Here is a 24,883-nt window from a genome sequence, read left to right as displayed (position 1 = left end):
AACAATGTTTGCTGCCATTCGATCTGAGATAGACAACCCCGGCGTTCTGAAACGCAGCAAATCGCGTGGCAGCCAATCCATCCTCTATCGCACGATCGCTGCCCTGGTCTGCCTCGCTCCACTCTCCTCTGCCATTGCACAGAACTTTGTTGACCTCAAACCAAGCCCGGCTCAGGTGCAATGGCAGGATCTTGAGATTGGTGTCATCTTTCACTTCGGTACGAACACCTTCCTCAATCGCGAATGGGGCGATGGGACCGCCTCCCCATCGGTCTTCAATCCCACTCACGTCGATACCGACCAGTGGATGGATGCCGCCAAATCCGCAGGCGCCAGGTATGCCGTCCTGGTGGCAAAACACCACGATGGCTTTGCTCTCTGGCCCACGGAGCAGACAGATTACAGCGTCAAAAACAGCCCATGGCTCGACAGCAAAGGGGATCTGGTTCGCATGGCGTCCGACTCCGCGCACAAAGCAGGCCTCGGCTTTGGCGTCTATCTTTCTCCGTGGGACCGGCACGACAAACGCTATCCGGACCCCAAAGCCTACGACAAGTATTACCTCGCCCAACTCGACGAACTCGCTACACACTACGGCCCGCTGACCGAGTTCTGGCTCGATGGCGCAGGCAGCACGGGACGCACCTACGACTTCGATAGCATCATCACCGAGCTGCGCACCTACCAGCCAAACACGATGGTCTTCGCTGACGTTGCGCTCTATAAAAACGCAGATCTCCGCTGGGTCGGCAACGAAGACGGAAAGGTTCTCTTCGAGAACTGGAACGTCATCGACCGTTCCGGTTTTTTGCGTTGGCGTCCAGTCGAATCAGATACTCCGCTGCATCGCGGCCATTGGTTCTGGCATGCCAACGATGAGTCGACACTTCGCTCGGTGGACGACCTGCTGGATATCTACACCAATACAGTCGGCCGCGGAGCCCAGCTCATGCTTGGCCTCGCGCCAGACAACACTGGTCAGCTACCCGCAGCCGACGTCAAGCGGCTACATGAGTTCGGCGCAGCTCTCCACCGCATCTATGGCCACAACCTCGCCGCGGAGCAAGGCCACGCTGTCGGCATAAGTGCTACTGCCGAGCACGAAGCGCTCGATAACAACCCTGACACCTTCTGGGTCGCGCCACCGCTGCACGGCACGCTCGAGGTACATTTCGATAAACCCGTTACCTTCGACCGCGCCGTGACCATGGAGAGGCTCGACGACGGACAACATGTAGAGGAGTACGCCATCGAAGCCTGGCAGAACGGCGCATGGAAACCCTTGGCTCGCGCTCAGGCAATCGGCCACAAAAAGATCGACATCTTCCCTGCCTGTACGACGCAGCGGGTCCGGCTCAATCTCATATCGACCTCTGGAACTGCCGCGATCCGCGAGTTTCAACTCTTCGACGGAAGATCCACTTCGAGACAATAACGCGGAAAAGGCCCGCACGCTCGCGCTTATTTTTACGCAAGCCGCTGACAGCGAAATCACCGCCGGTGTAGACTCGAAACCGATACGGCAAGAAGCATTTCCAAGCACCCTTTTCATTGCAGATTCGTCCTACCCCTACAGCACCTCAATATTGATGGAGTTCACATGATTTCAAGAAGGTCTTTTCTCGGTGGAGTCTCTGCCGCCTGCACTGTTAGCGCTACCAGAAGCACAGCTTTCGCTAGAATGATATCTCGCCCTGAATCATCCAGTGCAGCAAATGATCCTGCCTCGCTGGTCGATATCACGATCGGTACCGGCGGCCACGGCCATTGCTTCCCCGGTGCAGTCGTCCCCTTCGGTGCTGTTCAACTCAGCCCCGATACCTTCACCGATGGTTGGGACTGGTGCTCCGGCTACCACATCTCCGACACCTCTATCATGGGCTTCAGCCACACCCATCTCAGCGGAACCGGTTGCGGCGATCTCCTCGACTTCCTCGTCATGCCCGGTACCGGCGAGTCGAAGATTGTACCCGGCTCGCGCAGCAACCCCGACGAAGGCTACCGATCGCGCTTCGACCACAAGGACGAGCACGCCGAGCCCGGCTATTACTCGGTCCTTCTCAAGGACTACGGCATTCACGCCGAGCTGACTGCCACCGAGCGCACTGGCCTGCACCGCTACACCTTTCCTCGCGACGCCAAGGCAGCAAAGAGCGGGCACATCATCGTCGATCTAAAGCATAGTTATGGTCCGTCGAACGTCATCTCCGCATCACTCCACAGCCCCGCACCCGACACGCTCGCCGGAGGCCGCACCACCAAGTCCTGGGGCGATGGCCGCGAAGCTTACTTCACCATGCAGTTCTCGCAGAAGCCTACGCGCATCGTCTTCTACAAAGATGACGCCGAGGTCCCGGCTGGCACAGAGCCTCTGACCGGCAAATCTCTCAAGTGCGTGGCCTTCTTCGACCTCACGCGGAATCCTGTCATCTTCGTAAAAACGGGCATATCCGGCGTCAGCGCGGAGTCCGCAGCCAATAATCTGAAGGCAGAGCTGCCCGGTTGGGACTTCGAGCACGTCCGCCGCAGCGCCCGCGAAAAGTGGAACAAGCAACTCTCTCGCATCAACGTCACCACAAATAACGAGAAGCATCGCCGCATCTTCTACGCCGCGCTTTACCATGCCTCCATCGGCCCTTCGCTCTTCGACGACGCCGACGGCAGCTATCGCGGCATGGATAAGCAGATCCACAAGCTCAACCCCGGACAGCGCAACTACACAACGTTCTCCCTCTGGGACACCTACCGCGCCACCCATCCGCTCTACACGCTCATCAATGCCGAGCATGTGCCCGACTTCGTCAACGCTCTCATCCTGATGGCCGAGCAAAGCCCTGCCGGAATGCCCGTCTGGCCGCTTCAAGGCACGGAGACCGGCACCATGACCGGCTACCATTCCGCCGCCGTCATGGCGGAAGCCTGCAACAAGGGCTTCACCGGCATCGACTACGAGCGCGCCTACAAATGCATGATGCAGCGCGCCATGGTCGACGACTATCGTGGCCTGGGCTATTACCGCTCGAAGCATTACATCCCCTGCGACCTCGAAGAAGAGTCCGTCAGCAAGGGCTTCGAATATTGCTACGACGACTGGTCCATCGCGCACGTCGCAAAGAAGCTCGGCCACGCAGACGATGCAAAGATGCTTGCAGACCGCTCGCTGAACTACCGCAACTATTACGATCGCAAGATCAACTTCGCCCGTCCTAAACTCGCGAATGGTGAATGGGCTCCTGGCTTCGATCCACTCGCGATGGGCACGTCAAAAAAATGGCGGGACTTCACCGAGTCGAACTCCTGGCAGACTACCTTCGGCATTCAGCATGACGCCGCGGGCCTCATCGAAACCCTCGGCGGCCAGAAGGCATTTCTCGCCAAGCTCGATGAGTTGTTCGATCAACCCTCCACGCTGCCTCCCGATGCTCCACCCGATATCGCCGGCCTCGTCGGTCAATACGCTCAGGGCAACGAGCCGTCGCACCATATCGCCTATCTCTACGTCTACGCCGGCCAGCCGCACAAGACCCAACAGCGTATCCGTATGTTGATGGAGACGATGTACGCCGCCCTTCCCGACGGTCTGCAAGGTAATGAAGACGTAGGCCAGATGTCATCCTGGTACATCATGAGTTCCATGGGCTTCTACCCCGTCGATCCGGTTAGCGGAAATTACATCTTCGGCACGCCGCTGTTCGACCACGTCACGCTGCAGCTCGGCAAGGGCAAGCAGCTTGAGATCGTTGCCCATCGTAGCGCACCCTCGGACCAGTACATCCAGTCCGTCACCTTCAATGGCAAACCTTACACTCGCTCCTGGTTCAACCACCGCGAGATCGTCGACGGGGCCAAAATCGAGTTCACGCTGGGCAGCCAGCCCAACCTCGAATTCGGCACCAAGGCCGAGGACATTCCACCCTCGTTCCAGCTCGAAAGCGCGTAGACGAAAAAGAAAGGATGAGGCTCCATGAAGTCCCTGATCGTCTGTCTCCTGTTTGCAGCGAGCACTGTCTTTGCCCAGACAAAGACTCTCTTCTACATGACAGATCAGCCGCAGTCGGTCCGCGACTTCATGGAGCATTCATCAAAGATCGACATCATCGTCCCCACCTGGTATAGCGTAGATGAGACCGGCCTCGTCTACGGCGAGCCTGACCCCAACGTCATGCTCGTCGTCAAGCATCGCCACATCGCCCTCTTCCCTATCGTCGCGCTCTTCGACAAAGTAAAGATTCACACCCTGATGTCGAGCGATAAGGCTCAGACAGCGATGATCGACTCTCTCATCGCTGCCTGCAAGCAAAACGGCTACAACGGCTTCCAGCTCGACTTTGAGAACATCAGTTGGAATGATCGCGACATGCTCTCCACCACGGTCAAACGAATCGCCAACGCCTTTCACCAACAACATCTTCAGCTTCAGATCGCAGTCGTCCCCAACGCCCCCGGCTATCCCGGACACACGCCATTCAGCAAATGGATCTTCTCCGACTGGCGTGGGGCCTTCGACCTCAAAGCCCTCGGCGAGTCCGTCGATCTGCTCTGCCTCATGACCTACGACCAGCACACCCGCTGGACGACGCCAGGCCCCGTCGGCGGCTGGATGTGGACCAATGAAAATCTCGACGATGCACTGAAGTCAGTGCCGAAAGACAAGCTCTCCCTCGGCATCGCACTCTATGGATATCACTGGTTCACCGGCGATCCCGGCGTCAACGAAAAAGTGCAGAAGCCCAACATCACCGCCGAGTACATCAGCGCCCCCAATGCCCAGTTCTTTCGTGACACCTACGGCGGACAAGAGCAATGGGACCCGCAGGACCACACCGCCTGGTTCTACTTCTATCGCGACCAGATGCGGGAGTGGATCTTCTACACCGAGAAGCGCGGCTTCGCCGACCGCTACAACCTAGCCCAAGAGCAACACCTTCAGGGAATCTGCGCCTGGGTACTCGGCGAAGAAGACCCCGCAATCTGGAGCGTTCTTCCAGATCGCAAATAACTTCGACTGATCGGATAACGTGCTTGCCACTTCTTCAGGCGGCAGAAACCGCGACTTTATGCGTCAGTCAGATTCTTGATCATTGCGCGCACATCGTTGCTATCGACGATAAACCGGGACTGAGCAGAAGCCCCGCCTTCAATCTGCACGTCGTGACCGTCATAGTGTCGCGGCCCCGCAACGATGCGGCGTATGGAGCCATGAAAGTGTTGCGCTCCAGTCGTACGCGCTACGGCGGCGGCATTCTTCACGCGCAACCCGCCGCCCACCGCGATATCAATTCTGCCTGCAGCCTGTCCAATCAGCCGGGCAAGCGATTTTCCTCCGCTCACAACGTCGCGCTCGCCGCCCGATGTCAAAATACGTCGACAACCAGCTGCAATTACATCCTCTAACGCCGCCTCAAGCGAAGCTGTATGGTCGAAGGCGCGATTAAACGTCACCTCAAGCGGCCCAGCCAGTTTCACCAGCTCGCGAGTGCGCTCGACATCGACAGAACCATCAGCACACAACACCCCCAGCACTACCCCGCTTGCCCCAAGCAGGCGCAGATGTTTCAGGTCCTCGCATATGACTTCGAACTCCGCGTCCGTATACACAAAGTCGCCGCCGCGAGGGCGCAGCAACACATGCACCGGCAACCCACTGCGCGTCACGGCTTCACGAATCAGGCCATGGCTTGGCGTCAACCCGCCTTCACTGAGTGCGCTGCAAAGCTCGATGCGGTCTGCTCCGCCATCACGCGCGACGAGGCACGCATCGATACTCTCGGCGCACAATTCAAAGACAATCTCGCGCATCAGAAATACACCAATTCGTACATGAACATAACGCTTCCTTATGGAAATCAGTGAAGAAGCTGGCAGCGACTCAAAGCTCTGAGCCGCCGCCAGCAGTCACTACACAGCACACCGCTTCTCTCTGTGGAATGAGACAAGACTAACGGATAGCCGTTCATTCAGGCACTAGAACGTGTAATGCGCGCTCAACTGGATCTGCCGCGGCCCAGAACGAACGCTGCTGATTTGACCGAAGTTGGAATCCGTTACGCTATTGTCAGGATTGCCATAGCTGGCAATGTTGAAGAGGTTGAAGAAGTCGACGCGAAATCCTACTGCCTGCCCCTCAGTAATATGAAAGTCCTTGAAAGCCGAGCCATCGATCTGCAGATATCCCGGAGCGCGCTCCGTATCGATGGCTGCGGTGCCGAACGTTAGCGGAGCGGATGCGCCATACGCGCAGACGCCGTTATCGCCACCGGCAGAGCATCCAACCGCGGAAGGATCAGTCCCAAACCAGTGATCGATATTTCTGTTCTTGATGACCAGCTTGCGATAATGGTTCGCGCGAGACTGGCCAAAGCTGTTCGTATTGCTGCTGCCCGGCCCATTGATCGTAATGGGAAGCCCCGAGTAATCGATCAGCGAACCTGACGCCTTCCAGCCGCCGGCAACAAGATCGAGGAAGCGGTTCATGTGGCCGCCGTACGTCTGTCCGCGACCAAAGGGCAAAGTATAAACGCCAACGGCATTAAGATTGTGGCGAATATCCTGTCCCGATGGGCCATAGTCAGCATGGCCATTGTAGCCATCCTGATACGCACCGTTCGATCCATTGATGCCCGGCTGGCCATAGTTGCCCGACGAGTTCGTCATCGACTTCGCAAACGTGTAGTTGATCGTGTACTCAAGGTTGTGTGTACCGCGATCGCGAAACGTAACCTGGCCACCGTTGTAATTCATCATGGCGCCGGATTCAGTCACCAGCAGGTTGCCATTCTGACCCACGAGCGCTGTATAGGGTGCTACAGCCGAAGGAGGGATCGGTGCGCCAGAGGGAAGATTGGTGACGATCGCAGCCTGCGCCAGCGTAAGCTGATTGGCATTGCGATAGTCCGCAAGGTGCTGCCCCGTCTCACCCAGATATCCCACACTCAGCGACATCTTGTTCGTCAGCTCATATTCCGTGGTGAGACTGTACTGCTGAATATAGGCAGGCTGTTGATTCTGCGGCCACACCGAGTACTGGCTCGTAGCGCTGAACTGCGGTGTGAAACCATCCTCGATCCGGAACGGCGTACCCGGAGTCGTATTCGTCGGAGTTGTTGCATGTAAGTCGCTGCCAAGAGCAAATGGCGGACTCGACGTCAGACGCTGGTTGAATGCATCCCCTTCAAAGAAGCTCGTAGCGCCATAGCCACCGCGAATGACAAATCGCGGCGCAGCCTGGAATGCAAATCCAACGCGCGGCATAAATTGCTTATAGTTGGCGTTGTAGCACGCACGCGTCTTGCAAACAATCGAGCCCGGAGCGGCGTCGGCAGGAACAGAACCCGCATACTCTACCGTTCCTGTACTCAGCAGCACGTTGGCAGTCTTATTGTGCGCCTCATACCACGGTTGATCGTACTCATACCGCAGTCCGAAGTTGAGCGTCAGCCGCGACGTTGCTTTGAAGTCGTCCTGCACATATCCGGCTACGCGCCATTGGCGATTGCCGACGATGCCAAGGGTTGATCCAAGCTTGTTCTCCGCAACGCGATCCAGAATAAAGTCCGCAGGGCTATAACCACCGCCGCCCGCCGTCACATTCGGATTGCTTGTAAAGATACCCGAATAATCGAATTCTCCAAGAAAGCCAAAGTTGGAAGCATTCAGATAGTTCTGCTGATAGCGAGTCGCCTGCACGCCAAACGAGAGCAGATGCTTCCCGCGCTGCCAGGTGAGATTGTCGTAGTAGTTGAAGGTATTGTCGCGAAGAATCTGGGTATTGGCACTTGTCCCCACATAGCTCGCACCAAAGCTCTGGCCGGAAAACCCAGGATAAAGTTGCTTCCCAAAGGGAATGCCAACTTTCTCATTACCGGTCAGGCCAAACAGCCCGGAAGGGTCAGTAGGAATGCTATTGTCCCAGCGAACGCGCGTGAATCCTACGCGCGCTTCATTCACGACAGCAGACGAGAAGGTATGAATCCAGCTGCCGCCGCCAAGCTTGGTGGGATATACATTCGCCGAAGGGAAAAATACCGGAATAAGAACTGACGATGAATCATTGGCGTTCGACTGTGCATAGAACGCAGTGAACTTGTTCGCATTGCCCGGGTCCCACTCGATCTTCACATCACCCTGATTGTTGACGCGGAAGGTGCGTTGCGGCCCCTGGAAGTTGTTCGCCAGCAATCCATCCGTAGGCGCGGCGTTCGGCAACGGATAGATCTCTGGATGCGCAAACAGAAACTGCGCTACAGGATTCACCACCGGAACCTGGTTGTTCGCATAAGGAGTGAAGTTATTCTGCGTGTTATAGAGCTGAATCGGCTGATAGACAAATGAGCCGTCTGCGTTCTTGGGCGGATTCAGCAGCGCGCTGAAATCTCCAGTCCGCATTGCCGCAGGAAGAACGCTGGCAATCTGCAGACCGCCGGTATGTTGTCTCACGCCCTCGTAGTCGGCAAAGAAGAACAGCTTGTTGTGGAGGATCGGGCCGCCAATCGTGCCGCCAAAGATACTCTGCGTATACGGATTCCTGGGCACAATCGGCGTCTGGTGCTTATTACCCCATGTGTTCGCATCGAGGTTGGCATTCTCCAGATAGGCATAAGCCGACCCATGAAACTGGTTCGTGCCCGACTTCAGAATGGAGACCACCGCGCCGCCATTTGCATTGCCATAGGAAGCAGGAGCATTCGCCGAAATCACGCGAACTTCCTGTAGCGAGTCCGGCGCAGGGTTATAGGCAATCAAGTTGTTCTGCGGCTCATTCTGATCCGCGCCATCCAACGTATAGTTATTCGCCTGGTTACGGTTTCCATTGATCGAAGCAATGCCATTGTTATAGGTGCTGCGCTCAATTGCATTCGATCCCGTCATACCCTGCGGATCAGTCGCCACCGCACCCGGCTGAAACAGCGTCACCGAAGAGAAATTCCTGCCGTTCAGCGGAATGTTCGCAATCTCATTCGTTGACAGCGTGATACCCAGCGAAGCGTCATTTGTGTTCAAGATCGGCGCAACACTGCCTTCTACCTCTACCTTGGTATCGCTCGCACCCACGGTCAGACTCGCATTCACCTTAGCCGTCTGATTAATCTCCAGGCTGAACTGTGGAACCGTCTGCGTCGAGAAACCCTGAGCCGTCACGCTCACCGTATAAGGACCGATCGGCAGAAACCGAATCGTATACGCACCCGAACTGTTCGTCTGTACCTCTGTCTTCACGCCGGTTCCGGTATTCAGTGCGGTCACATGAGCACCCGGGACAACAGCACCGCTGGAATCACTCACGACTCCCGTAATCGATCCCGTCACCGTCTGCGCAAAAGCGGGAGACACGCACAGCAGAGCCGTCAGTGCACATCCGGCAAGGTATTGAAATATTTTCGTTCTCATACGATTCTCACTCCGTGGTACTGGCTAAATTAGCTGCATTATGCAGGAAAAGAAGAAACCAGAGCCGGTCGCACCCATTTCAGTCCGGTGCCCGCCTCTTTTGAAACTTTGCCTTCCGAAGGCTTGTGGCGTTGAGCATAGAAAGGTAGATAGATGAATGTCAACTAATTTTTTCATTATTATGCAAATAAACTATTCAAATGGTCAGCTTTTTGGTTCGATAACTGCACCAGCTAATCTCGACATTCCCGTTATCATTAGGTGGGCACTAGAAAGGATTGGTCCAAGTGGCTGCAAAGACGCATGATCGAGCTAATCAGATCCTTCACTTGCTCCTGCAGAAGGGCACCAGCAGCGTCGAGGACCTCGCCGCCACGGTTGACGCTTCCTCGGCAAGCGTCCGCCGGGACCTCATCAAACTAGAGCACCGGGGCCTGGTCCATCGCACGCATGGGGGCGTCGAACTCGCCGGCAAACTGACGTACGAGCCCTTCCGCTTCGACGCAGCCTTCCCTCTCCGCGAAGAACGCTTCGCCGATGAAAAGCGCCGCATCGCAATCGCCGCCGCCGCGATGGTCGCGGATGGCGAGACCATCGCTCTCTCTCCCGGCACCACTACCACCCAGGTAGCCCGCAGCCTGCGCCACCGCGAAGGCATTCACCTCGTCACCAGCGCGGTCAATATCGGCATGGAGCTTTCCAGCCAGCCCAACGCAAAGGTCACCCTGACCGGCGGCTCCATCCGCTGGCCAGGCTCCTTCTCCATGGTTGGAGCCACAGCATTCCACTCCATCCAGAAGCTCTACTTTGATAAGGTCTTCATGGGTGCCACCGGCATCCACCCGGAATATGGATTGACTGTCATCGAGTCAGACGAAGCACTGATTCTCGCCGAGATGGCCAAACACGCCCGTCAGGTTATCGCAGTAGCCGATGCCAGCAAACTCGGTATGATCAGCACCAACAAGGTCTGCGAGCCCTCTCAGATCCACACCATCATCACCGACGACAGCATCGATCCCGAACTGGCCGAGCAATTCCGCCGTCAGCATATCCAGGTACTCATCGTCTGAAGCCGTTCCCCAAACCGCTAAAAACTCACGTCATCTCGACCGAAGGCATCGCACTGCCGCCTCTGTGGAAAATACCCTCGTATTTCGCCTTCGTCGGTGTCTTACTTGATCGCTATAGACCGATACAGTCTTAACAAGCTTTAGGCACGAGAGCTATCAGCCGCCTGCGTCTTCTTCAGGTCGTCCCCCAGCACGATGGCATCCGCAATCTCGCGCATCGAGATCCGCCGCTGGCGGCTCTCCCGTTGCATCGTTCTATAGGCCTCGTCTTCGCTCATCCCCAGGTCGCGCTGCAAAATCCCCTTTGCTCTGTCCACAGCTTTGCGCGTCTCCAGCCGCCCCGCCAGTTGCAGATTTTCCGTCTCCAGCCGGGTGCGCTCAATCTCAGCGCCCACAAGAAAGCCAAGCATCGAGAGCAGCCTGATCTCGTTCGCCGTGTGCTGATAGCTCATCTGGTGCTGCAGGTTGATAACCCCAACCACCTTGCTCGCGCAAAGAATCGGGGTGCACAGGATTGCCTCAAAATGGTCTTCCGGCAGGTTGCGAAACATGACAAAACGCGGATCGTTCGACGCGCCAGATGCAATTGCTACCGGCTCGCGATGCTCTGCCACCCAGCCCGTAATTCCCTGCCCCAGCGACATGCCCAAATGGTCCACAAGATCGACATGGGGGTTCTTCGATGCCCGCAGCACCAGCTTCTCGTTCTCCAGCACGTAGATGAAGCACGAGTCGCACGGAATTACAGTCGTCACGAAATCGACGATGCTGCCCAGCACCACATGAAACGAGTCCGCCGATGCCAGCCGGCTGCTGATCTCATGTAGAAAATCGATCGACGTAAGCCCGTCGCGAAACCCCGCCATCGTCGGCGTCGAAGCAGCAACCCGGCGCACCACGGATTTCGGCTTTTGCATCGGCTTGTCGCCATCGTCCACCGTTGGCGCAATCGCAGTAGCAGCATCTGCGCCTCGCTTCCGCTTCCGCTCCAGAATCTTGCCGGAGTATTGCGCGGCCTCATTCACCAGAAAGCCCATCTTCGGATGCGATGGTTCAAAGTCAGGCGTGATTCCATAGTGAGCCAGTTCTTCCGAAGTCGTCGGCCCAATCGAAACCACCACCATCGACATCAACCCGGCGCGCAGATCTTCGCGAAGCCCCATCTCTTCGGCAACCTGGAAGAGATGAATCACCTGCACCGCTGTCATAAACAGCACCACGTCGACACTTCCATTCGCAACGCCCAGCACGCATTCCCGCAGCGGCCCCAGGTCTTCAGGCAGCGTCCACTGATAAACCGGGACCTTCGTCACCTCACCGCACTTCACCGTCAGTTCGGAAAGAAACTCGGGGTTCGACGCACCATACTCCTGCACCGCCACCCGCATCCCACCTAACTTGTCGCCAAACTCCGACTCCAGCGCATGCATCATCTCGCGCCACGTATTCGGTTCAGGCGCCGTCGCCGTAACTGGAATCTGTAGTTCCCTCAAAGCGGCGGCCGGTTTCGGTCCGCGCGCTCCAATCTTGACGCCGCGCAGGGCCTCAATCAACTCTTCGCGCTTATATTTCGTCTGCGCAATATCCAGCAAAGCCCGAATACCCACGCCGGTCAGAAAGATCACGAGATCGAACTTCCCACGCAGCAGCCCATCGGCGAACTCAAGCGCCTGCTTGTTCGATTCAAGCGGTGCTTCGCGCATCGCGGGCACAACAAAGGGCTCTCCGCCGTAAGTGCGGATCAACTTCGCGACCTCTTTTGCGCGCCGCGATTCAAGCGACAGAACCCGCAATCCATCAAAGCTCGCGTGAGTCATTCATCTCCCTCAGCCACGCCGCCATGCAATTAAAACCGGCTGGCTGTTAATCCCAATTCTAGCGGCTCTGCATCGACAATCACAGAGCCGTCGATAAAATCGCTTCTTCTTACTTAGAAAGTAAGCCGCCCCGTCAGCACAAGGCCATGGTTATAAGCATGATAAGTCGAGGTAGCTATCTGCATTCCTCCGCCAAACACCAGTCCCAGCCTGTCCCCCGGCTCATTTCGCAGCTTGATCCTGCCCGCCATCAGTCCAGGAGTTACAAAGGTCTGGTTCTTCCCATTATTCGGTCCCAGATGAAAATAGCTCGAATTGACCTCGACCTCAGGCCAGAAGATCTTTCCCGCCTGGTACTGCGCGACTGTGTTCCATACGATCGTTCTTCCAATCGTATGGATCGAGCCCACCGGCAAAGTGCCTCCCAGACTCGACTGAACATCGAAACGTCCAAATCCCTTACCCAGAATCAACGTCGGATTGATCGTAGTTCTCGCAGTTCCATTCTTGTAACTTCCCGTCGCGCCCGTAGCCGCAATCTGAAATGCTGTCGAGTAATTCCCACTCTCCGCGCCCCCAGCAAACGGACGATACTTCACCACCATCGAGAAGTCTCCTGCGCCATCCACCGCCTTCGGAGTATTGTGCTCAACATACGGAGGAAGATTCACATCTATCTCCGTCTTGTAGTACGGAATAAAGTTGAACCCCTTGCTATTCCCATAGTTCCACGTCGAAGTACGCGTCGAAGTCCATTGATGCAGCACATCGACACGCGCCAGCTGCACAATACCGGATGACGGAGTCACAACAGGCACCACCCATCCCGGTTGCTGGGCAGAGGTCTTCTGCACCCGGTCCTCCCATTTCGTAAAAAAGTTATCCTGCGCAACCATCAACGACCCGGAAACCGCCTGCGTCGCGAAAAGAACCGCCAAAATTAAGCGCTTCATAGCTCCTCCTGTAAATGCCATGGTCTGTTAGTTAGTTCAAAGTGAATCGTTGTCCTCTTCCACCAAATGCGTGGCAGATATCAAGTCCTCAACCATTGCTTGCCGATTTAGAAAAACAGTGATGCATCGGTAAAACACTGGCGCATTGGCCCAATGGTCGTGGTCTGATACGAGGCTTGGTATTGGTTTGCTCAGACGTAGAGCAGAAGAATCAGAACTGATTCAGGATGAGTTGACACATCAAGGTGTCCTGGCGATGGAAGCTGTTACCAGTTTTGTAACATCGCCGTGCACGCGGAACAACAAAACAGCCGCCGTATAACAAAAACTTCTACGCCTCATTCAATCTTTGTTTACAGCTCGCGATTCAAAGCTTCCCTCTTGCCGCGCAGCAAATCCCGCAGTACTATCAGTTCATCGAATGCTATCCAGCCCGATCTGGATAGCCGAAGAAGTTCAGCCCGGCACCCTGCTGTGTCCCGGCTCCCACTCTCCTCCATAGTTTTCATGCTCCCTGACGAGCCTTGAATCATCGCAATTGAGTTCTCTCAACGCGATGTTTATCTGGCCCCGCATCTGGCTGCACCCAATCCAGATCGCGCCCTGCGACCTTCCGGCTTCAACCGCCGGAAACCGTAAAGGAGATTCAGCATGGAACAGCAAACCGGCACCACCCTCATCGACGCTCCAGGGTTCTCCATCGCGCAGCAGCAATATCTGCAAGGCTTCTTCGCCGGCGTGGCCCAGCGCGGAGTCATGCCTTTCGTTGGCCAAACCTTCAGCGGCCACATCACCAATGATCCCGCCTCTGGCCTCGTCAATCAGGCTGCCGAAGAAGCCGAGCCAATGTGGTTTGGCACGCCCCTCTCCGACCTCTGCAAAGAAGAGCGCTGGAAGCAGGAAGAAAACGCGCTCGACATCTGGGACAAACTCGTCGCACACGCTAACGAAGACAAGGCCCCCGCGCCCGACGATCTCTTCCGCTTCAAATTTCACGGACTCTTCTACGTCGCTCCAGCGCAGGACTCTTTCATGCTGCGTATGCGCGTGCCGGGCGGCATCCTCAGCGCGCACCAGCTTCGCGGCCTCGCGCAGATGGCCGCCGACTGGGGCTCCGGCCGCGCCGACCTCACCACGCGCAGCAACCTCCAGATACGCGAGTTCCAACCTAAAGACATCGTCCGCGTCCTTGGCAAAGTTCAAGACCTCGGCATGACCTCCCGCGGATCAGGCGCCGACAACATCCGCAACATCACCGCATCGCCCATCACCGGCATTGACCCGGAAGAGCTTTATGACGTAGCGCCGCTCGCCGACGCGCTCAACCGCTACATCCTCAACTCTCGCGACATGTACGGCCTGCCACGCAAGTTCAACGTCGCCTTCGACAACGGCGGCGCCATCAGCGTCGTCGCCGACACCAACGACATCGGCTTCATCGCCGTCGAGGTCAAGGAAGGCCACGGCATCCCCGCCGGCGTCTACTTCCGCGTGCTGCTCTGCGGCATCACCGGCCACAAGCAGTTCGCGACAGACTGCGGCCTTCTCCTTCGCCCCGACCAGACCGTCGCCGTAGCCGCCGCCATGATTCGCGTCTTCGCCGAACGCGGTGACCGCACCGACCGCAAGAAGGCCCGCCTCAAATACCTCATCGACAAATGGGGCGTCGAAAAGTTCATCACCAAAACCGAGAAGCTTCTCGCCTTCCCGCTCATCCGCGTTCCCGCATCCGCCTGCGAACCGCGCAAGCCCATCGACCGCGCCGGACACATCGGCGTGCATGCACAGTCGCAGCCCGGCCTGCACTACATCGGCGTCTCCGTTCCCGTCGGACGCCTGCCAGTAGATCAAATGCTCGGTCTCGCCAACATCGCCGAGACCTGCGGCACCGGCCAACTGCGCCTCACTGTCTGGCAGAACCTCATCATCCCCAACATCCCCACGGCAAAGCTCGAAGCCGCAAAGGCAGCAATTCTCGCCGCAGGTCTCGCCTTCGAAGCAGGCACCGTCCTCAGCGGCACCGTAGCCTGCACAGGCAACAAGGGATGCCGCTTCGCCGCAACCGATACGAAAGCCCACGCCGTCGCGCTCGCCAACATGCTCGACAGCCGCTTCAACATCATGCAGCCCGTCAATCTGCACGTCACCGGCTGCCCCCACTCCTGCGCCCAGCACTACATCGGCGACATCGGCCTCATGGGCGTCAAGGTCGGCGGCGAAGAAGGCTACCAGGTCGTCGTCGGCGGAGGCTCCGACCAGGATCAAAGCATCGCTCGCGAGCTGATCCCCGCCATCAAGTTCAGCGATCTGCCGCCAGTCATGGAGCAGCTCTTCCGCACCTACACCACGCAACGTAACCCGGAAGAGTCCTTTCTCGACTTCACGCGCCGCCACTCCATCACCGAACTGCAATCCTTCTGCGCAACTCAGGAGCTCGTATGACCATGCAAACTACCGGCCTCCCTACACTCGTTCCCTTCATCCCAGATAACGCGCCCTTCAGCGATGATCAGCGCGCGTGGCTCAACGGCTTCCTCGCCGGAATCTTCTCCTCGACGCAGCCCGCCGCAGTCACCGAAGCTCCGCCTGCGCTCAAGATCGCCGTGCTCTACGCCTCACAGTCCGGCACCGCTGAGGGCCTCGCTCGTAAAGTCGTGAAGGACCTCAAATCCAAAGGACACATCGCCTCGCTCATCTCGCTCGAAGGCTATACGCCCGCTGCGCTCGCCGAAGAGCGCTACGCCATTCTCATCGCCAGCACCTACGGCGACGGCGACGCCCCCGATGCAGTCAAGCCCTTCTACGAGAAGCTCTGCATCGAACACTTCCCCCGCTATCAGGATCTCTCCTACGCTGTGCTCGCCCTCGGCGATTCGCACTACGAGCACTTCTGCAAATTCGGCATCGACCTCGACAATAAGCTCGACTCCCTCGGCGCAGTCCGTCTCCACAATCGCGTCGACTGCGATATCGATCTGGACGATGCCTTCGCAAGCTGGAAGCAGGGCCTCTACTCTCGCCTCGAATCCATCGTCTCCACACGCCCGGCCAAGAACGCGCCGTCAGCCTCCATCAAAACCGCAGCGCCTGCAGCGAAGCCTGCAGCAAGCAGCACCGGTGCCTCTTCCTACACGCGCGAAAATCCCTTTCTCGCGCCTGTAGTTGACAAGCACCCACTCACCCGCGAAGTCTCCAGCAAACTCACCATGCACATGGCCTTCTCTATCGCCGACTCGAACCTCAAGTACGAAGCCGGAGATGCTTGCGGTGTCGTCCCGCAAAACGACCACCAGCTTGTCGCAGACATCATCACCATGCTGAACTTCAGCGCCCAGGCCCCGGTGCAGCTCCCCAAATCCGGCACCACAACGCTCGTCGACGCCCTCACAAATCACCTGCAGATCACCCGCCTCACCCGCAGGATGATTGAAGCCTACGCCACCATCGGCAACTGCAAGCCGCTCTTCGGTCTGCTCATTCCCGAGCAGCAGGCGCACCTCGAAAAATATACCTACGACCGCGGCCTCATCGATCTCCTCCACGACTACCCCGGCGTCCTCCACGATCCCGCAGACCTTGTCGCCATGCTGCCCAAACTCGCGCCGCGCCTCTACTCCATCTCCTCCAGCCCCTACGCGCACACCGGCGAGATTCACACCACCATCGCCGTCGTCCGCTATCGCGCCCATAACCGCGAGCGCGGCGGCGTCTGCTCCACCCTGCTCGCCGACCGCACCAACACAGGCGAACGCCGGGCCATCTACATCCAGCCCAACAAAAAATTCCGCCTGCCCCAGCAGTCCGACGCGCCCATCATCATGATCGGCCCCGGCACTGGAATCGCGCCCTTCCGCGCCTTCCTGCACCAGCGCCGCGCTCTATCCGCCACCGGAAAGAACTGGCTCTTCTTCGGTGAGCGCAGTGCCGCAACCGACTTCCTCTACCGCGACGAGCTCGAATCGATGCTCAAGGACAAGCACCTCACCCATCTCGATCTCGCCTTCTCCCGCGACCAGGAGCACAAGGTCTACGTGCAGGACAAGATGCTCGAGCAAGCCCCGCGCTTCTGGTCATGGCTCGAGGACGGAGCCAGCATCTACGTCTGCGGCGACGCCGCCCGTATGGCTAAAGATGTCGACGCCACACTCCACAGCATCGTCGCCAAACAAGGCAACCTCAACGCCGAAGCAGCAACCGAATACGTGCAGACCTTGAAAGACGATCACCGCTACCACCGCGACGTTTACTAAACGCCCACGCCGGCAATCGATCCATAAGCACCTCACGAAAGGAGGGCACCAGTGTCTCTACCCCTACAGGAACTCGCACAATCCGCCACCGAAGACTCCATCGTGCGCATGACCTTCGCCGACCTCGGCCAGCCCTCCGTACCAGCGGCAACCGTCGTCACGTCGCTCATCCCCACACGCGCGCTCGAAGCCGGAGAACAATACCGCTTTCACTTCGATATGACCAAATGCATCGGCTGCCGCTCCTGCGAGATCGCCTGCAACGAGCAGAACGGCAACCCCGCCGACATTCGCTGGCGGCGCATCGGCGAGATCGAAGGCGGCACCTACCCCGACACGCTTCGCCACTACCTCTCCATGGGCTGCAACCACTGCCTCGACGCCGAATGTGTCAAAGGCTGCCCAGTCGATGCCTACACCAAAGATCCCATTACCGGCATCGTCCTCCACTCCGCCGACGCCTGCATCGGCTGCCAGTATTGCGTCTGGAACTGCCCTTACTCCGTCCCTCAGTTCAACGCCGAGCGGGGAGTCGTCGGCAAATGCGACATGTGCCACGGCCGCCTCACCGACGGCCTCGAACCCGCCTGCGTCAACGCCTGCCCAGAAGCCGCCATCGAGATCGAAATCGTCAACACCACCGCATGGCGCGTCGACTACGCCAGTGCCGAATCTCCCGGCATGCCCGCGGCGGGGCACACCATCTCGACCACGCGCATCACGCTTCCCCCCAACACAACCACCAAACTCGAGCGCGTAGACATAGGACGCATCCAGCCCGAACACGCCCATCTCTCCCTCGTCTTCATGACGACGCTCATCCAGTCCGTAACCGGCTCACTCATCTTCGCGCTGCTCTTCCACGCAGCCCCGCCCATGCTGCTCACCATCCTGCTCGTCATCACCAGCATCGCGCTCAACATCTCCGTCTTCCATCTCGGCCGTCCCGCCTACGCATGGCGAGCCTTGAAGATGTGGCGCCGCTCCTGGCTCAGCCGCGAGGTTCTCCTCTTCGGCCTCTTCTTCGGTGCCATCGCCACCTTCACCTTCGCCACCTGGCTGCTCACGCCATCCACCGCATCCATCCTGCACAGCTCACTGTTGCGGCACATGCAAACGCTCCCGTTCGTCGCACAATTCCTCACAACCATCGGCTGCGCAGCCGCTATCCTCGGCGTGGCCGGCACCATCGCCAGCGCCTTCATCTATCTCGTTCCCGCGCGTCCCGCATGGAACATGGTCCACACCCCCATCGACTTCCTCCTCAGCAGCCTCCTCATCGGCTCCACGCTTCCAGTCACTCTCAACTGGATCGTCAAAACGCTCAACCACATCACGCTGCTGCAACCGCTCCATCTGCAAACCATCAGTGCCTTTCCCGCATGGCTCACGGGCCTCGCAGCGATTCCATGGATCGCCAACCACGCCATCCGTCTCATCCGTCTCAATCGCTCCAGCCTCTTTGAAGAACGCGCCACCGCCGAGCTTCTCGGCACGCAAAACTTCCGTCCCGCCGTCATTGTCACCTTCGCTCTCGCCGCCGCCGCAGGCCTGCTCTCCTTCTGCGGAGCCTTCGCCTTCGCCACGCTCGCCACCTTCGCCGCAGTTATCATCGCGCGCTATCTCTTCTTCGTCTCCGTCGTTCCGCTCAACATGGCGCTCACCTTCACTCGCGGAGGCACATACTAATGTTGAAACGAATCCGCCGCGCTCTCGGCATCGACACCCGCCAATCCGAATACACCTTCCAGCGCGACCCGCGTTTCGGTCACATCGCCACCGCCCGCGTAGCCGACACCTGGGTCAAAACCACCTGCGGCTACTGCTCCGTCGGCTGCGGCATGCTCGTCGGCGTCAAAGACAACAAAGCCGTCACCGTCCGCGGCAATCCCGACCACCCCGTCAACCTTGGCAAGCTCTGCCCCAAAGGTCTCAGCGAGCATCACATCCTCAACGCCCCCGGCCGCGCCAAGCAGCCGCTCCTACGCAAAGATGGCAAGCTCGTCCCCGTCTCCTGGGACGAAGCCCTCACCGTCATGCTCGAAAAAATCTCCGCCGTCCAGCAAAAATACGGCAGCGATTCCCTCGGCGTCATCAGCACTGGCCAACTCGTCACCGAAGAGTTCTACACTCTGGGCAAGCTCATCCAGCTCGGCTTCGGCAGCCGCAACTACGACGGCAACACCACCCTCTGCATGGCCTCCGCCGTCTCCGGCTACAAGCTCACCTTCGGCAGCGACGGCCCACCCGGCTCCTACGCCGACATGGAGACCGCCGACCTCATCCTCCTCATTGGCGCCAACATCGCCGACAACCACCCCATCCTCTGCCAGCGCATTGAACGCAATCGCCAGTGCAACCAAAACTCCACCGTCATCGTGGTCGACCCACGCGTCACCAAGACTGCCATGATGGCCGACATCCATCTCCCCATCAAGCCGCGCGGCGACATCGCCCTGCTCAACGGCATCGCGCACATCCTCATCCGCGACGGCCTCATCGACCGCGACTACATCCACCAGCACACTACCGGCTTCGAAGAGTTCGCAAGCTTCGTCGCCGACTTCACACCACAACACGTAGCCGAAGTCACCGGCCTCAGTGAAGAAACCATCGTCAACACCGCCCACCTCTACGGCAAAGCGAAAGCCGCGTTCATCGGCTGGACCATGGGCGTCAATCACTCCACGCAGGGCGCAGCCACCGTCACCGCTATCAACAATCTCGCGCTCATCACTGGCAACATAGGTCGCGCCGGAGCCGCACCGTTCTCCATCACCGGCCAGTGCAACGCCATGGGCAGCCGCGAAACCAGCTTCACCACCGCTCTCCCCGGCTACCGCAAATTCGAGAAGGCGCAAGACCGCGAAGACCTCGCCCGCATCTGGAACATCGACGCCGACCGCATCCCCACATCACGCGGCCTCGCCTACCCCGACATCATCGAGGCCGCCGTCGCCGGCAAAGTCAAAGCTCTCTGGTTCATCGCCACCAACCCCGCCGTCTCTTTCCCCAACTACGCTCTGCTCAAGCAAGCCCTCGAAAGCGTCGACTTCCTCATCGTGCAGGATGGCTTCCACCCCACGCCCACCAGCGAATTCGCAGACCTCGTCCTCCCCGCCGCCATCTGGGGAGAAAAAGAAGGCACCTACACCAACTCCGAGCGCCGCGTCAGCAAAGTAAATCCCGTCGTCACGCCTCCCGGTCTCGCCCGCTCCGACTTCGACATCTTCCTCGATATCGCCCAACGCCTCGGCGTCCGCGACGAGCTATTCCCCAACTGGCAAACCACCCACGACGCCTTCAAAGAATGGCAGCGCGTCTCCGCAGGACGCATGTGCGACTACAGCAACTTCACATGGCAGCAGCTTGAAGACGAAGGCGGCGCACAATGGGGCGGCGACCGCCTCTACGCCGACGGCATCTTCCCCACCGCCACCGGCAAAGCCGTCCTCTACAGCGTCCCCTGCCTGCCCTTCGTCGAGCAGCCCAACGAAGAATACAACTTCATCTTCAACACCGGCCGCACCGTCGAACACTGGCACACTCGCACCAAAACCGCCGAGGTTGAAATGCTCGACAGCATGGTTCCAAACGCCTGGCTCGAGATGAACCCCATCGACGCCGCCAAACTCGAACTCCGCCCCCACGACCGCGTCAACGTTCTCTCCCGTCGCAGCACCGTCCGCAATATCGAGCTGCGCATCACCGGCATCGTCGCACCCGGTCAGGTCTTCATGCCCTTCCACTTCGCCGAGACCAACTCCAACCTCGTCACCCTGGGAGCCTTCGATCCCATTTCGCGCGAGCCCAACTTCAAACAGTGCGCCGTCCGCGTAGAAAAGTATTTCAAGACATTGAAGTAAAAACTCGGCCAAGCCGCCGAATGCCAGACGAATACCACGGTCGAACCCCGACGTTCACCTCGCACCAGATGAACCAAATTGAAACTCATCTCTTCAGGGGAGCTATCCATGGCAAATCTCAAAGCATTCATGAAGTCCGGACATCCACCAACCCTGCTCGCGGCCTTCCTCTACTTCGACTTCAGCTTCGCCGTCTGGGTTCTCAACGGAGCCATGGGCCCATTCATCTCCGAGCAGTTCCACCTCTCTCAGGGTCAGGTCGGCCTCATGGTCTCCGTCCCCACGCTCGCCGGAGCCTTCATGCGCTTCCCGCTCGGCGTCGTCTCGCAGTACATCGGCAGAAAAATGGCCGCCATCATCGAGATGTCGGCCATCGTCATCGCGCTTCTCTACGGCTTCTTCTTCGTCAAAACCTTTCACGACGTCCTCGCCATGGGCGTCCTGCTCGGCATCGCCGGAGCCAGCTTCGGCGTTGCACTTTCCCTCGGCTCAGGCTGGTTCCCCAAACAATACAAAGGCCTCGCCATGGGCATCGCCGGAGCAGGCAACAGCGGCACCGCCGTTGCCGCGCTCTTCGCGCCACGCCTCGCCACCCACTACGGCTGGCAGCACGTCTACGGCTTCGCGGCGGCAATGATGCTGCTCCCCCTCATCGTCATGATCGTCTTCGCCAAAGAACCGCCAGACATCGAGCACCAGAGTCTCCGCGATCACCTCAAATGCCTCTGGGAAAAAGATGGCTGGGCCTTCAACCTCGTCTACATCATCACCTTCGGCGGCTTCATCGGCCTCGCCACCTTTCTGCCTTCGTTCTTTGTCAAACAATTCCACGTAACCAAAATTCAGGCCGGAAGCCTCACCGTCCTCGCCACCCTCACCGGCAGCGCCACCCGCGTCCTCGGCGGCTGGTTCGCCGACCGCATCGGCGGCATCACCACTCTCTCCGTCGTCTTCCTCATCGTCATCGCCGGACTCTTCGGCCTCATCGCATCGCCGTCGCTTCTCGTCACCACGCTGCTCTTCATGCTCTGCTTCGCCGCCCTCGGCGCAGGCAACGGAGCCACCTTCCAACTCGTCCCTCTCCGCTGGCCCATCACCACCGCGGTCGCTGGCGGCATGATCGGCGAGATCGGCGCGCTCGGCGGCGGCGTCCTGCCCAACCTCCTCGGCCAGTCCAAGCAGCACACCGGTTCTTACGCCGCAGGCTTCATCGCCTACGCCGCAATAGCCTCGCTAATCCTCATAATGCTGCTCATCGTCTCCCGCCGCTGGACCAGGACATGGGTCGGCGCCGGAGGCCGCGCCCTCACCGACGAGCCCGTAGCCATAGCGGCAGACTAGTCTCCAACGAAGGCGGCAGGGCGGCCAGTCCTTGACACCCCCGCTATAATTAACTCAGAAGAAAGAATGAGAAGCCCGGCCCAAAGCCGGGCTTTCTCGTTGGGTAAGTCCAAACCGAAGTCCGGACTTAGGTCCTTTCTTTCGAAGACTTTAGGACTTAAAGTACAGGGGGGGGTACCTCCGGGAGAGCTAGTCGATGACCGATTTCACCGCACGCCGAGCCGCATTCCGGAAGCTCCACGAGAGCGGCTGTTTCCTCCTCCCCAACCCATGGGATGTAGGTTCGGCGCGATATCTCCGCAGCCTCGGCTTCAAGGCGCTCGCCAGCACCAGCGCCGGCTTTGCCTTCTCTACCGGCCGGCCCGACTCAGACTCGGCCGTCCCTCTCGACACCGTCCTCGAGCACATCGCCCAGATCGTCGCCTCAATCGACCTCCCCGTCAACGCCGACTTCCAATCCGGCTACTCCCATAAGCCCGAGGGAGTGGCCGAAAACGTCCGCCGCTGCGTCGAAACGGGAGTCGCCGGACTCTCCATCGAAGACGCCACCGGTGATCACGAAGAGCCGCTCTACGACCTGCCCGTCGCCGTCGAAAGAATCAAGGCAGCAAAGGCAGCAATCAAAGCCACCGGAGCAGATGTGCTGCTGGTCGCCAGAGCCGAGTGCTATCTCGTCGGCCACCCCGATCCGCTGAACGAAGCTCTCCGCCGCCTCGAAGCCTTCGCCGAAGCAGGAGCGGACGTGCTCTACGCTCCCGGCGCAGCCAAACGCGCGGACATCGAGGCCATCGTAAAGGCAGTCCACCCCAAACCCGTCAACGTCCTGCTCACCTCCAGCGCCGGACTCAAAACTCCCGAACTGGCTGAAATCGGCGTAAGGCGCATCAGCGTAGGCTCAGCCCTCGCCCGCGCCGCCTGGACAGGATTCATCCGCGCCGCCCGTGAGATGGCTCAGGAAAACAGCATGGCAGGATTGGACAACGCAGTGAGCTTCGCCGAGCTGGACGGCTTCTTCCGCAAAGACCTCGCAGAGCGGTCATAACCCCCATCTTCGCCAAATCTGCGAAAATAGAAGCAGTATGCCCGAGCAGGAAACCATTGCCGTAGCAATGTCCGGAGGAGTTGACTCCTCCGCCGTCGCCGCACTCCTGCGCGCTCAGGGTCATACGCTCGTCGGCCTCACCCTTCAGCTCTGGAACCAGCGCCGCCTCAGTGGACACGAAGGAATGCCCGAGGCAGTTCAGGGCCGCTGCTGCTCCATCGACGATGTCTACGATGCCCGTCACGTAGCCGAACAGCTCGATATTCCCTACTACGTGGTGAATCAGCAGGACCGCTTCGAGGCCGACGTAGTCAAGCCCTTCGTAGCCGAATACCTCGCCGGACGCACTCCCATTCCGTGCACCCTCTGCAACAACCACCTGAAGTTCGACCAACTCCTCGTCACCGCCCGCCAGATCGGCGCCGACCGCATCGCCACCGGCCACTACGCCCGCAACCACTTCGACCCGGCCCGCAACCGCTGGATACTCTCCCGCCCCGCCGACCACTCAAAGGATCAGACCTATTTTCTCTTTGGCCTGACACAGGAACAGCTCTCGCGCACCCTCTTCCCGCTCGGCGAGATGCAGAAGCCAGCCGTTCGCGAGATGGCTTCTGAAGCCGGTCTCAACGTGGCCGCCAAACCCGACTCGCAGGAGATCTGCTTCATTCCCGGCGGCGATTACAGCGCCTTCCTCAAGGCTTACCTCGACGAGCAGGGCGAAGAACTTCCCGACTCCTCCGGCGAACTCGTCACAACGTCCGGCGAAGTCGTCGGCCATCACGAAGGCATTCAGAGCTTCACCGTCGGCCAGCGCAAAGGCCTCGGACTTACCTCGGTCAACCCGCTCTACGTGCTGTCAATCCACCCTGACAGCCATCAAGTCACCGTCGGCGCCGACGCGGAACTCATGTCCCGCGATCTCCGCGCCAATCGGCTTAACTGGATCTCCATTCCCGAGCTAACTGAAGACATCCGCGTCACCATCAAGATCCGCCACCGTCACACTCCCGCCGCGGCCACTCTAAGCCGAGCCGCTAACAATACAGTTACCGCGATCTTCGACGAGCCCCAACGCGCAATCACCCCCGGCCAAGCCGCCGTCTTCTATCAGCAAGACGAGGTGGTCGGGGGTGGTTGGATTTTTTAGAGAG

At 58.9% G+C, this 24,883-nt stretch carries 15 protein-coding genes; 11 read left to right on the top strand and 4 right to left on the bottom strand.

Annotated features, from left to right (window positions below; all coding sequences use genetic code 11):
- The first annotated feature begins 4 nt into the window (after window positions 1-4).
- The 3 genes from P4G45_RS05050 (at window position 5) to P4G45_RS05040 (ending at window position 4,999) form a co-directional block, all read left to right on the top strand.
- A complete protein-coding gene (locus P4G45_RS05050) occupies window positions 5-1,435 on the top strand; it encodes an alpha-L-fucosidase (protein ID WP_348268585.1) in 1,431 nt (476 codons plus the stop codon).
- A gap of 246 nt (window positions 1,436-1,681) precedes the next feature.
- Window positions 1,682-3,940: a GH92 family glycosyl hydrolase gene (locus P4G45_RS05045; RefSeq protein ID WP_348268584.1), complete on the top strand. Its 2,259-nt coding sequence runs from the start codon at window positions 1,682-1,684 to the stop codon at window positions 3,938-3,940.
- A gap of 24 nt (window positions 3,941-3,964) precedes the next feature.
- Window positions 3,965-4,999, top strand: a complete 1,035-nt coding sequence (locus tag P4G45_RS05040; RefSeq protein WP_348268583.1) for a glycosyl hydrolase family 18 protein — start codon at window positions 3,965-3,967, stop codon at window positions 4,997-4,999.
- A gap of 56 nt (window positions 5,000-5,055) precedes the next feature.
- On the opposite strand, the gene P4G45_RS05035 is transcribed toward P4G45_RS05040, so the two are convergent.
- Both P4G45_RS05035 and P4G45_RS05030 read right to left on the bottom strand, forming a co-directional pair.
- Window positions 5,056-5,799: a copper homeostasis protein CutC gene (locus P4G45_RS05035; protein WP_348268582.1), complete on the bottom strand. Its 744-nt coding sequence runs from the start codon at window positions 5,797-5,799 to the stop codon at window positions 5,056-5,058.
- A 165-nt stretch (window positions 5,800-5,964) separates the two neighbouring features.
- Entirely contained in the window at window positions 5,965-9,387 is a 3,423-nt protein-coding gene (locus tag P4G45_RS05030) for a TonB-dependent receptor (protein ID WP_348268581.1), read from the bottom strand.
- A gap of 287 nt (window positions 9,388-9,674) precedes the next feature.
- Here P4G45_RS05030 and P4G45_RS05025 point away from each other — a divergent pair, with 287 nt between their 5' ends.
- Window positions 9,675-10,460 (top strand): DeoR/GlpR family DNA-binding transcription regulator, encoded by a 786-nt coding sequence (locus tag P4G45_RS05025; RefSeq protein ID WP_348268580.1) that lies wholly within the window; start codon window positions 9,675-9,677, stop codon window positions 10,458-10,460.
- Window positions 10,461-10,600: 140 nt separating this feature from the next.
- Here the strand turns inward: P4G45_RS05025 and P4G45_RS05020 are convergent, their stop codons facing one another.
- Both P4G45_RS05020 and P4G45_RS05015 read right to left on the bottom strand, forming a co-directional pair.
- Window positions 10,601-12,277 (bottom strand): uroporphyrinogen-III synthase, encoded by a 1,677-nt coding sequence (locus tag P4G45_RS05020; protein WP_348268579.1) that lies wholly within the window; start codon window positions 12,275-12,277, stop codon window positions 10,601-10,603.
- Between the two features lie 113 nt (window positions 12,278-12,390).
- Window positions 12,391-13,230, bottom strand: coding sequence for a hypothetical protein (locus tag P4G45_RS05015; protein WP_348268578.1), 840 nt, complete (start codon window positions 13,228-13,230; stop codon window positions 12,391-12,393).
- A 651-nt stretch (window positions 13,231-13,881) separates the two neighbouring features.
- Here P4G45_RS05015 and P4G45_RS05010 point away from each other — a divergent pair.
- From P4G45_RS05010 to mnmA, 7 genes are all read left to right on the top strand, one after another.
- A complete protein-coding gene (locus tag P4G45_RS05010) occupies window positions 13,882-15,672 on the top strand; it encodes a NirA family protein (protein ID WP_348268577.1) in 1,791 nt (596 codons plus the stop codon).
- Entirely contained in the window at window positions 15,669-17,480 is a 1,812-nt protein-coding gene (locus P4G45_RS05005; RefSeq protein ID WP_348268576.1) for a sulfite reductase subunit alpha, read from the top strand. The genes P4G45_RS05010 and P4G45_RS05005 overlap by 4 nt, the downstream gene beginning before the upstream one ends.
- Window positions 17,481-17,531: 51 nt before the next feature.
- The gene (locus P4G45_RS05000) at window positions 17,532-19,169 is read left to right on the top strand and encodes a DmsC/YnfH family molybdoenzyme membrane anchor subunit (RefSeq protein ID WP_348268575.1); all 1,638 of its coding nucleotides are present in this window, start codon (window positions 17,532-17,534) and stop codon (window positions 19,167-19,169) included.
- Window positions 19,169-21,346: a molybdopterin-dependent oxidoreductase gene (locus P4G45_RS04995; RefSeq protein ID WP_348268574.1), complete on the top strand. Its 2,178-nt coding sequence runs from the start codon at window positions 19,169-19,171 to the stop codon at window positions 21,344-21,346. Before P4G45_RS05000 ends, P4G45_RS04995 begins: the two co-directional genes overlap by 1 nt.
- A 108-nt stretch (window positions 21,347-21,454) precedes the next feature.
- Complete coding sequence (locus P4G45_RS04990) at window positions 21,455-22,687, top strand: MFS transporter (RefSeq protein ID WP_348268573.1); 1,233 nt, start codon at window positions 21,455-21,457, stop codon at window positions 22,685-22,687.
- Between the two features lie 196 nt (window positions 22,688-22,883).
- Entirely contained in the window at window positions 22,884-23,729 is an 846-nt protein-coding gene (locus tag P4G45_RS04985) for an isocitrate lyase/phosphoenolpyruvate mutase family protein (protein WP_348268572.1), read from the top strand.
- Window positions 23,730-23,766: 37 nt separating this feature from the next.
- A complete protein-coding gene (mnmA, locus tag P4G45_RS04980) occupies window positions 23,767-24,879 on the top strand; it encodes a tRNA 2-thiouridine(34) synthase MnmA (protein ID WP_348268571.1) in 1,113 nt (370 codons plus the stop codon).
- The last annotated feature ends 4 nt before the right edge of the window (window positions 24,880-24,883 follow it).

Source organism: Edaphobacter paludis (assembly GCF_039993895.1).
Classification (GTDB): Bacteria; Acidobacteriota; Terriglobia; order Terriglobales; family Acidobacteriaceae; genus Edaphobacter; species Edaphobacter paludis.
Note: the sequence above shows the minus strand (reverse complement) of the source record. Positions and strands in the feature narration are given on the sequence as shown.